Annotated in this window: 7 protein-coding genes; 3 read left to right on the top strand and 4 right to left on the bottom strand. The window is 69.8% G+C overall.

Going from position 1 to position 8,545, the window contains the following annotated elements; all coding sequences use genetic code 11:
- The 3 genes from yidC to rpmH form a co-directional block, all read right to left on the bottom strand.
- On the bottom strand, positions 1–1,300 hold a 1,300-nt coding region (gene yidC, locus ACIQ3R_RS11720; protein ID WP_397418672.1), incomplete at its 3' end, for a membrane protein insertase YidC.
- Positions 1,297–1,731, bottom strand: coding sequence for a ribonuclease P protein component (gene rnpA / locus ACIQ3R_RS11715; RefSeq protein WP_397418670.1), 435 nt, complete (start codon positions 1,729–1,731; stop codon positions 1,297–1,299). The genes yidC and rnpA, both read right to left, overlap by 4 nt.
- A gap of 25 nt (positions 1,732–1,756) precedes the next feature.
- Positions 1,757–1,891: a 50S ribosomal protein L34 gene (gene rpmH / locus ACIQ3R_RS11710; protein ID WP_293482274.1), complete on the bottom strand. Its 135-nt coding sequence runs from the start codon at positions 1,889–1,891 to the stop codon at positions 1,757–1,759.
- Between the two features lie 130 nt (positions 1,892–2,021).
- Here rpmH and ACIQ3R_RS11705 point away from each other — a divergent pair, with 130 nt between their 5' ends.
- Positions 2,022–3,059: a hypothetical protein gene (locus ACIQ3R_RS11705; protein ID WP_397418668.1), complete on the top strand. Its 1,038-nt coding sequence runs from the start codon at positions 2,022–2,024 to the stop codon at positions 3,057–3,059.
- A gap of 19 nt (positions 3,060–3,078) precedes the next feature.
- Here the strand turns inward: ACIQ3R_RS11705 and sppA are convergent, their stop codons facing one another.
- Positions 3,079–4,857, bottom strand: coding sequence for a signal peptide peptidase SppA (gene sppA, locus ACIQ3R_RS11700; protein ID WP_397418666.1), 1,779 nt, complete (start codon positions 4,855–4,857; stop codon positions 3,079–3,081).
- 152 nt (positions 4,858–5,009) lie between these two features.
- On the opposite strand from sppA, the gene ACIQ3R_RS11695 reads away from it, so the two are divergent.
- Positions 5,010–7,379 carry a CHAT domain-containing protein gene (locus tag ACIQ3R_RS11695; RefSeq protein WP_397418664.1) on the top strand — a complete coding sequence of 790 codons (2,370 nt, stop codon included), beginning with the start codon at positions 5,010–5,012 and terminating at the stop codon, positions 7,377–7,379.
- Positions 7,376–8,545 (top strand): filamentous hemagglutinin N-terminal domain-containing protein (locus ACIQ3R_RS11690; protein ID WP_397418662.1); only part of this gene is annotated, 1,170 nt, incomplete at its 3' end. The genes ACIQ3R_RS11695 and ACIQ3R_RS11690, both read left to right, overlap by 4 nt.

Here is an 8,545-nt window from a genome sequence, read left to right as displayed (position 1 = left end):
GAGGGTTGACCTTCTCGCGCTGATAGAGGGCCAGCAGTTCCTGTTGCTGCTTCTGAGGGTCGTCTTTGAATTTGGCGCGCAGCTCCTCCATCTGCGGCTGCACCATCTTCATCTTCGTCATCGACTCGTACTGCTTGTTGGCGAGCGGGAAGAAGACGAGTCGCACCACCACGGTCAGGATCAGGATGGCGACGCCGAAATTGCCCACATGGCCGTTGAGCCAGGCCAGGAAGTCGAAGACCGGCCGCGTGAGGAACCACAGCATGCCCCAGTCGATCGCCTCGTCCAGGTGCTGGACGCCCTGCTTGTTCTGATACTCGCGCAGCAGGGGCGCACTCTTGGCGCCGGCGAAGACGCGCGTGGTGTAGGAGACCTGGGTCCCGGCCGCGATGTTGCGCGCCTGGCCCACAAAGTTGGCGTCGAGCACATTGACGCCCGGCGCGCGGGTGAGGCGGTACTGGCCCTGAATCGGTTCATTCTGAGCGGGGATGAGCGCGGTCAGCCAGTAGATGTCGGTGATGCCGATCCAGCCGCCGGTCGAAGCGCGCGCCGGGCCGCCGCCGTCCTTCTGCCACTTGGCGTACTTCAATGGCCGGCGGGCGCCGTCGAGCCAGCCCATGCCGCCTTCATGCACCACGCCGTTGCGGCCCACATGCTCGGGCACGCCCTGGCGCTGCACCGAGCCGAAGGGCGCCAGGGTGATGGCCTGGGCGGTGGTGTTGGCCACCGTATCGGTGATCGTGAACATGTAGTCCGCGTCGATGGCGATGACGCGGGTGAAGGTCAGGCCCTGGCCATTGGCGTAGGTCAGGGTGACCGGCTTGCCGGGGGCCAGGGTGGAACCCGAGGCCAGGGTCCAGACCGTCTGCGGGCCGGGCAGACCCGGCACATTGGCGCCGGTCCAGCCGACGTCGGCGAACCAGGCGAATCGCGTGCCCTCCGGTCGCATCAGCTCCACGGCCGGCGATCGGGCGTCGAGCGTCTCGCGATATCGGGTGAGGTAGAGGTCGTCGATCCGGGCGCCGCGCAGCGAGAGCGAGCCCTTGAGCGCCGGGGTGTCGATGGCGACGCGCGGCGCCGCGGTCAGCGCCGCCTGCCGGGTGAGGGCCTGAGGCACGGCCGGCGCGCCGGGCGCGCCCGGCAGCGCGGCGCCCTGGGCCGCGGCGGCCGGCGCCTGTTTGGCCCGGGCCTCAGCCGCCTGTCGAGCCTGCGGGTCGAGGATGAACAGCTGATAGAGCAGCAGGAGGAGCGCCGCGCTCACGAAGAAGATGATCGTGTTGCGGGTGTTGTCGTCTCTCATGGGCGGGGACGCTGCGGTTCCGTAATGGGGGAGGAGGCGTGGCGAGGGTCGGATAAGGCGGCCGCGCGATCGGCCGCGAGCCTTATCAGCGCGCTTTTCACATCGTCAAGGAGACGCTCCCAGGGGCGTGTCGGTGCGCCGCCCCGCGCAATGATCACATAGTCGGTCCCGGCCTGTCCCGCCTGAGGCAGGATCCGTCGCGCGGCTTCGCGCAGGCGGCGCTTGGCGCGGTTGCGGACCACTGCTCCGCCGATGCGCTTGGTGGCGGTGAAGCCGACCCGGATGGTGCGGTCGCCGTCATGGCGCGCGAGGGCCTGAACGACCACGGAGCCTCGCGCGACGGATGGCGCGCGGGCGCAGGCGAGGAACTCCGCGCGCTGCTTGAGGCGCGTGACCTTCGGGGTGTCGATGTCAGGTTCGGCGTCCGCCATGCGGACAGCCTAGCAAAGAACGCGCTTAGGCGCTCAGGCGCTTGCGGCCCTTGGCGCGCCGACGGGCCAGAACCTTCTGGCCGTTCTTGGTCGACATGCGCAGCCGGAAGCCGTGACGGCGCTTGCGCACGAGACGCGAGGGCTGAAAGGTCCGCTTCACTGGGTGGCTCCGGGGTCGAAAATCGAGCGGCGGTGCTTAGGGTAACGGTCCGGGCCTGTCAACACCGGCTGACCACGCCGGGGATCATGCTAGGGAGGAGATCATGCGAGAGACAACGAGGCGCCAAGCCATGACCCTGATCGCCGGCGGGATCGGTGCGGGCGCCGCCGCAGCGTCGCCTGCGCCCCGTTACAGCGTCCGGCGGTTGGTGGATCGCCCGATCATCGCGCCCGGCATGGACGCACGGATGGGGCCGAATATCGAAGGGCCGTCGCTGATCCGGGCGCCGGACTGGCTGCCGGGGCGGCTCGGCCGCTACTACCTCTACTTCGCCGATCACAAGGGCGACTACATCCGGCTGACCTATGCGGACCGGCTGGAGGGGCCGTGGACGGTGCATGCGCCGGGCTCGCTGTCGCTGGCGGACTCCGGCCTGCCGACATCGCCGCCGGTCGGAACGCCCGAGCAGATCGCCGCCTTGCAGGCAAGGCCCGGCCCAGACCGCGCACCCTCAGGCACGCCCGGGATCCCCACTCCGCTCGACGATGCGACCCTGCCGCACCTCGCTTCACCGGATGTGCACGTGGACAAAACCGGTCGGCGGATTGTGATGTACTACCACGGCCTCGGCGGCTTCGGCGCGCAGTACAGCAAGGTCGCGGTCTCGAGCGACGGGATCAATTTCACCCCGACGGGCGGTCGGATCGGGCCCGCCTACATGCGCGTCTTCCGTCACGACGGTTGGTTCTACGCCCAGGCCATGCCGGGGCAGTTCCTGCGCTCCCGGGACGGGCTCACCGGGTGGGAGACCGGGCCGCGCCTGTTTCCCATCAACCAGCGGCACAGCGCGCTCCTGAAGCGGGGCGACACCCTTCATGTGTTCTGGACCCGTGTCGGCGACGCGCCCGAGGCCATCCTGGCCTCGACGATCGACATTTCCGGCGACTGGGCGGGCTGGAAGGCCGGCGAGCCGGTTCTGGTGCTCAAGCCTGAACGGGAGTGGGAGGGCGCAGGCCTGCCCGTTGTCCGCTCCTATCGGAGCGCGGTGTACGGCGCCGTGAACCAGTTGCGGGATCCGGCGATCTACGAGGAGGGTGGCCGGGTCTACCTGCTCTACGCCGTGAAGGGCGAAGGCGGCATCGGGATCGCGGAACTGACCGTCGGCTGAGTTCGCAGGCCGGGCGCAGCTACCAGGGCGTTGGCGCCAGCACCGTGGCGCCCTGGCCCCGGAGCCGGGTTTCGGTGAGCTCGTCGAGGATCGCCTCGGCGCGGGGATCGCCCATCACCCAGGCGGCGGCGGCCAGCGTGCGGGCCGACATGGCCGAGACGCCGAGCGCGTTCTGGAACGCCTCAAGGGCGCCTTCCGAGGGCGTCATGCGCCGCAGAGGGGCGTTGGCTTCGAGCTTGGCCAAGGTCCGGGCGCGCTCCACCGCGACCGGGAACCCGCCGAGATGGTCGACGAGGCCCAGGGTCTTGGCCTGCGCGCCGGTCCAGACCCGGCCGCCGGCGATTTCGCGCACGCGCTCAGGCGCCAGCTTCCGGCCCGAGGCGACCCGGGTGATGAAGCCTTCATAGGTGCGATCCATCCAGGCCGCGAAGGCGGCGCGCTGCTGAGGATTGAAGCCCTGGCCAAGGCCGAACGCGCTCGCATAGTCGCCGCCGACGCCCAGTTCCCGGACGTCGACGCCGAAACGGGCCAATGCCGGCCCGACGGCGAACTTGCCGCCATAGACGCCGATAGAGCCGGTCAGCGTCGTCGGCTGGGCGACGATTTCAGTCGCGCCCGAGGCGATCCAGTATCCGCCCGAGGCGGCGTAGGTGCTCATCGAGACCACCACCGGCTTGCCGGCGGCCCGGGCGGCGCGCACGGCGTCCAGAACCTGTTCAGAGGCGGTGTCGGAGCCGCCGGGCGAGTTGAGCCGCAAGACGATGGCCTTGATCGATGACGTCGCCGTCGCCCGCAGGATCGCGTTCGCCAGATCGTCGGAGTAGATCGTCGCACTGCCGGTGAAGGGATTGGCTTCGCCGCCGCCGCCGGTGAGGATCGGACCTTCGGCTTCAATCAGCGCAATGGCGTCGCCCGGCAGATCCGGGGCTTCGATGTGGGAGTCCGCGTAGTCCCAGAAATCGAAGGGTTCGAGGCCGTCGCCGTCGCCGGCGGACTTGGTCAGCGCATCGAGCGCCTCTCGGACCTGGCCCAGCCTGTCGATCAGCTTGAGCCGCAGCGCGTCCTCCGCGCCATATGGGCCGGCCTCCAGGCTGGCGCGCAGCGCGGCGGGCGCCGTCTTGCGATCCGCCGCGGCGGCGGCGAGGTTGGCCTCGTAGACCGAGGCGAGCCAGCTCAGGGTGGAGTCGCGGTGGGCGGGCGTATAGTCGCTGGTCAGGTAGCTGTTGACGGCGGTCTTGTACTCCCGCCGCTGTTCGAACTGGGCGAGGACGCCGTACTTGTCGAAGAAGCGCTTCAGGAAGAGGTCTTCGGTCGCGACCCCGGTCACCTGCAGGGACGCCCCAGGCTGCATCCAGAACTGGTTGGCGGCCGCGCCCAGCATGTAAGTGGTGGTCACAACGCCGGCCGGATAGATGCCCTGGCTGTGCGCATAGATGGGCTTGCCGGCCTTGCGGAAGCGGACGAAGGCGCCGCGGATCTCGTCGGCCATGGCGGGCTCGACGCCGCCCTCAGGCAGGCGCACGAACAGTGCTTTGACGCGATCATCTTCCTCGGCGCGGTCGAGGGTCTCGACGATCGCCATCACCGAGTGGGTGTTGCGGCCAAGACCCCACAAGGGATTGGCGGGCGACTGATCGGCGAGCGCTGTTCGCAGGTCCAGGCTGAGCACCGCTTCGTTCGGTGGCGGTTCCGGCGACGCGGCTGAGGCGGCCATCCCGATCAGCACCAGTGGAACGCCCACCAGGAACAGCACAAGACCCAGAAAGACCCCGGCCACAGTGATCAGAAACTGCTTCATCTTCAACGGTCTCGTGGGCGCGACCACGGCGCGCGGTGATGTCCGCCTGTCGCATGAATTGCGCCACCTCGCCAGCCGGCGGTTCGCGCATTCGATTGACAAGCGGGCTGAGCAGCAGGGCACACTGAAATCTGGGCGAAAGGGGCGGTCGAATGCGGCGAGGCGCGGTATTGGGGCTCGCGCTGATCGGCGCGATGGCAGGGAGCGCGGCGCGCGCGTCCGTGTCGGAGAGCCTATGCCGTCCGGGCGTCGCCTCGACGGGCGCCTATCCAAGCTCGGAGGCGTTGACGGCGGCGACGCAGACCGCCGAGCGTCGGCTGGCCACGCGGGGCGGCTCGGACGCTCTGTCCGATCTCGCGCCCGTACTGGAACCGGCGTCGTCGGCCAACGCGCGGCCGGACGCCGCGACGCTGGCGGCCTACTGCGCCGCGGCCGGGGAGTTCATGCGGCTAAGCCCACAGGGCAGTCAGCTTCAGGCTCAAACCTATCTGTTGAGCGCGTTCCAGCTGGCGCGTTCCGCCAACCTGAGCGGCGAGGCCTCCGTGGCCGCCTATCGTCTGGGGCTGGTGTCGGTGTCGGCGCCGGCGGCGTCGGGCGCCCGCGGCGCGCGCGGGCAGCGGGGCGCGTCCAGCGAAGTGGCGCGGGAGGCCGTGCGGGCCGCCAGCGGAGGCGCCTGTGACGTCCTGCTCAGCCCGGCGGCGCTTTTCGGATCGAATCTCTCGTTGTCCTTGGCGTCGCTCGGTTGTTCCGCGGAACAGGCGGCGTTGGCGGGGGATGCGCGTACCGAAGCTCTCGCGCGATTGCGGCTCGCGCGGCTTTCATTGTCCGTCGCCGACACCGACTCGGAGTCCGCGGTTCGATATCGAACCCGGGCCCTGAGCGACGCCCGCGCCGGGCTGGCGGCGGCGGCGAACGTGACTGCGGCCGATCTGCGCGCTGAACTTCTCGGTCGGTTGGCCCTGGCCGCCCTCGACGCCGGCGCGACCCCGGGAGAGATTGAGAGCCTGCCAGCGGCGATCCTGGCCGCCCAGCCGGAGGCGCCGGCCGCGCGGGCCCGGGCGGCCGGCGTGGAGGCCAGACTGGCGCTGATCGCCGGCGATCTCGCCGGCGCGACTGCCGGGTTCGAAGCGGCGCTTCTGGCCGAACATCAACGGTCGCTCCCCGCCCGGGCTCCGGAGTGGAGGCTCTGGTTGGCGCAAGCCGACCCCCTGAACCGAGAGGCCCATATCCGGGCGGCCTATGATGCGCTGGAGGCGGTGCGGCCGCTGCTGCCGCGGTTTGATCCGTTGACCGAAGAGACCGCGTTCTCGCTCCATATGCGCCGTGTGTTTCAGGCTGCGGTCGACCTTGAACTCACCCAGGCGGAGGGTGCGGCGCAGGTGATCCGGGTCGCCGGCGCCCAGCGGATCGTTGAAGCCTATCGTCAAGCGGAACTGCAGAGCGTGTTCGGCTCGGAGTGCATTCCGGCGCGCGATCCGGTGCGTCCGGAAGCCCTGGCGCCGGGCGAGGTGCTGCTCTACCCGATCCTGCTGCCGGACAGGCTGGAGCTGCTCTATGTCGCCGGCGGGACGGGCGATGGCGCCTTCCGACGTTTGCCGCCCAATCGGAGCGCCGACCGCCGCGCCATGACCCGCCTGGTGGAGCAGGCGGTGCTGGCGCTCAGCGACCCGGAAGGCTCGGGTTGGCGGGAAGCCTCGCGGGAGCTCTACGACCTCCTGATCAAGCCGATCGAGGGAGAATTGAGGCTAGGCGGGGTGCTGGCGGTGGTGCCGGACGGTCCGCTTCGGGCCCTGCCGTTCTCAGTTCTGGTGGATTCCGAAGGCCGCTACCTCGTGCAGAAGTCGCGGGTGACCGTCGCGCCGTCCCTGGCCTATGCCCAGCCTGGCGGCGGGGGTTCGGCCGGCCAGCAGCTTGTGGCGGCGTCGCTTGAGATGGCGGTCGATCTGCCGGCGGGCAGCTTCGAGCGCCTGGAAGGCACCGGCGCCGAGGCGCGCACCGCGGCGGTGGTCGATGGCGCACGCATCGAGCGGTCCTGGGTGATCGAGAACTTCCGCAAGGCCGATCTGATTCAGGCGCTGACGCGGGAACGGGTGGATGTCCTGCACCTGGCTACCCACGCCTCGTTCAACGGCCGCTCGGACCGAGCCTTCATCGTCGCCAACGGCGAGGCGATCCTGCTGTCGGAGCTGCGCGGCATCCTGGCGCAGAACCGCACCCGGGGTGATGACCTGGCGCTGCTGGTGCTGAGCGCCTGCGAAACCGCGGTCGGCGACGACGAGGCCAGCATGGGGCTTGCAGGCGCCGCCGTTCAGGCCGGCGCGCGCAGCGCCATCGCCTCGCTCTGGCCGGTGAATGACGCGGGGACGGCGGAGCTCATGACCGCCTTCTATCGCTTCTATCGCGATGGCCGGCCCGCCTCGGCGGCGCTCCGCGACGCCCAGTTGGCGATGATCGAGCGGGGCGGGATGGTGGCCAATCCCAACATCTGGGCGGCGTTCACGCTGCTGGGGGCGTGGCGGTGAGGCGGGCGATCCTGTTCCTCGCGACGGCGCTGGCGGGGCCGGCGCTGGCCCAGTCGCCGCCTGTTGTTGCGGATACCGCCGCCGGCGTCTCCCTCGGCACAACGGTGACCCAGGCGGGTCAGATGTTCACGATCGACGGCGGGACCAGGGCCGGCGGCAACCTGTTCCACAGCTTCAACCGGTTTGGGCTCGATACGGGCCAGACGGCGCGCTGGACGGCGAACGACGCCGCATCGGTGCGCCACGTGATCAATAGGGTCTCCGGCGGGCAGGAAAGCCGGATTCTCGGGACGATCGACTCCCGCGCCCTGCCCAACGCCGACTTCTGGCTGATCAATCCGGCCGGGATCGTGTTCGGCGCCGGGGCGCGGCTGGACGTGCCCGCCTCGGCCCACTTCGCCACCGCGAGCGACCTGCGGCTGGCTGACGGCGCGCGTTTCGCCATCGCCACGCCGGGTGGCTCGACCCTGAGCGTGGCTGCGCCGGAGAGTTTCGGCTTTGTGGGGGGGCAGGGCTCAATCACGATCTCCGCCGGCCGACAGAGTTTTGCGCCCAGTGCGCCTCGTTTGACGTTTGCCGCTTCGGATATCCGCATCACAGACTCCAACCTAAGCGTCGGTGGATTGGATTTGACGGCCGTTGGCGCTGGGTCGGCATCGGTGTCACTCGCCGATCCTCTGGCGGGATCCCACACGGGCGCGATCGAGGTCCGTGACGGATCACTGGTAACGGCGGCCGCCGACACCGCGCTTGGCCCGTTCAGGTTCTCCGCCGGCGTCATCGACTTCGAAAACGCCCGGATCACCAGCGATACCGCCGGCGCGGCGATAGGGTCGGACATTCTGTTCCGGGCTGATCGCATCCGTCTCGGCCGGGACAGCTTTCTGTTCACTTCAGCGCGCGGCGCGGGGGCCGGCGGGCGTGTCGAACTCGCGGGCCGCGAGCTGGTTGTTGACGCCACGGGGACGACGACGTTTTCGGCGGGGGTCGGATCGAGCGGAACGGGCAGCGGCGCGGCCGGAGACGTGCGCCTCATCGCTGATGATGTTCGTCTGGGTGGCGGCGCGTTCGTAGGATCTACCGTCAGCGGATCGGCCGATGCCGGTGACGTGTTGATCGAGGCCAAGAACCTGATCGTCGATTCCGCCGTCATCAACTCGGCCGCG

Source organism: Phenylobacterium sp., from assembly GCF_044371015.1.
Taxonomy (GTDB): Bacteria; Pseudomonadota; Alphaproteobacteria; order Caulobacterales; family Caulobacteraceae; genus Phenylobacterium.
The sequence above is the reverse complement of the archived record's forward strand: the minus strand, read 5'-3'. Positions and strand labels throughout refer to the sequence as shown.

Bases quoted from the DNA above. Each gene is read 5' to 3' on its own strand.
- rnpA (WP_397418670.1), bottom strand. From the start codon at position 1,731: ATGGCGGACGCCGAACCTGACATCGACACCCCGAAGGTCACGCGCCTC.
- ACIQ3R_RS11705 (WP_397418668.1), top strand. From the start codon at position 2,022: ATGACCCTGATCGCCGGCGGGATCGGTGCGGGCGCCGCCGCAGCGTCG.
- sppA (WP_397418666.1), bottom strand. From the start codon at position 4,857: ATGAAGCAGTTTCTGATCACTGTGGCCGGGGTCTTTCTGGGTCTTGTG.
- ACIQ3R_RS11695 (WP_397418664.1), top strand. From the start codon at position 5,010: ATGCGGCGAGGCGCGGTATTGGGGCTCGCGCTGATCGGCGCGATGGCA.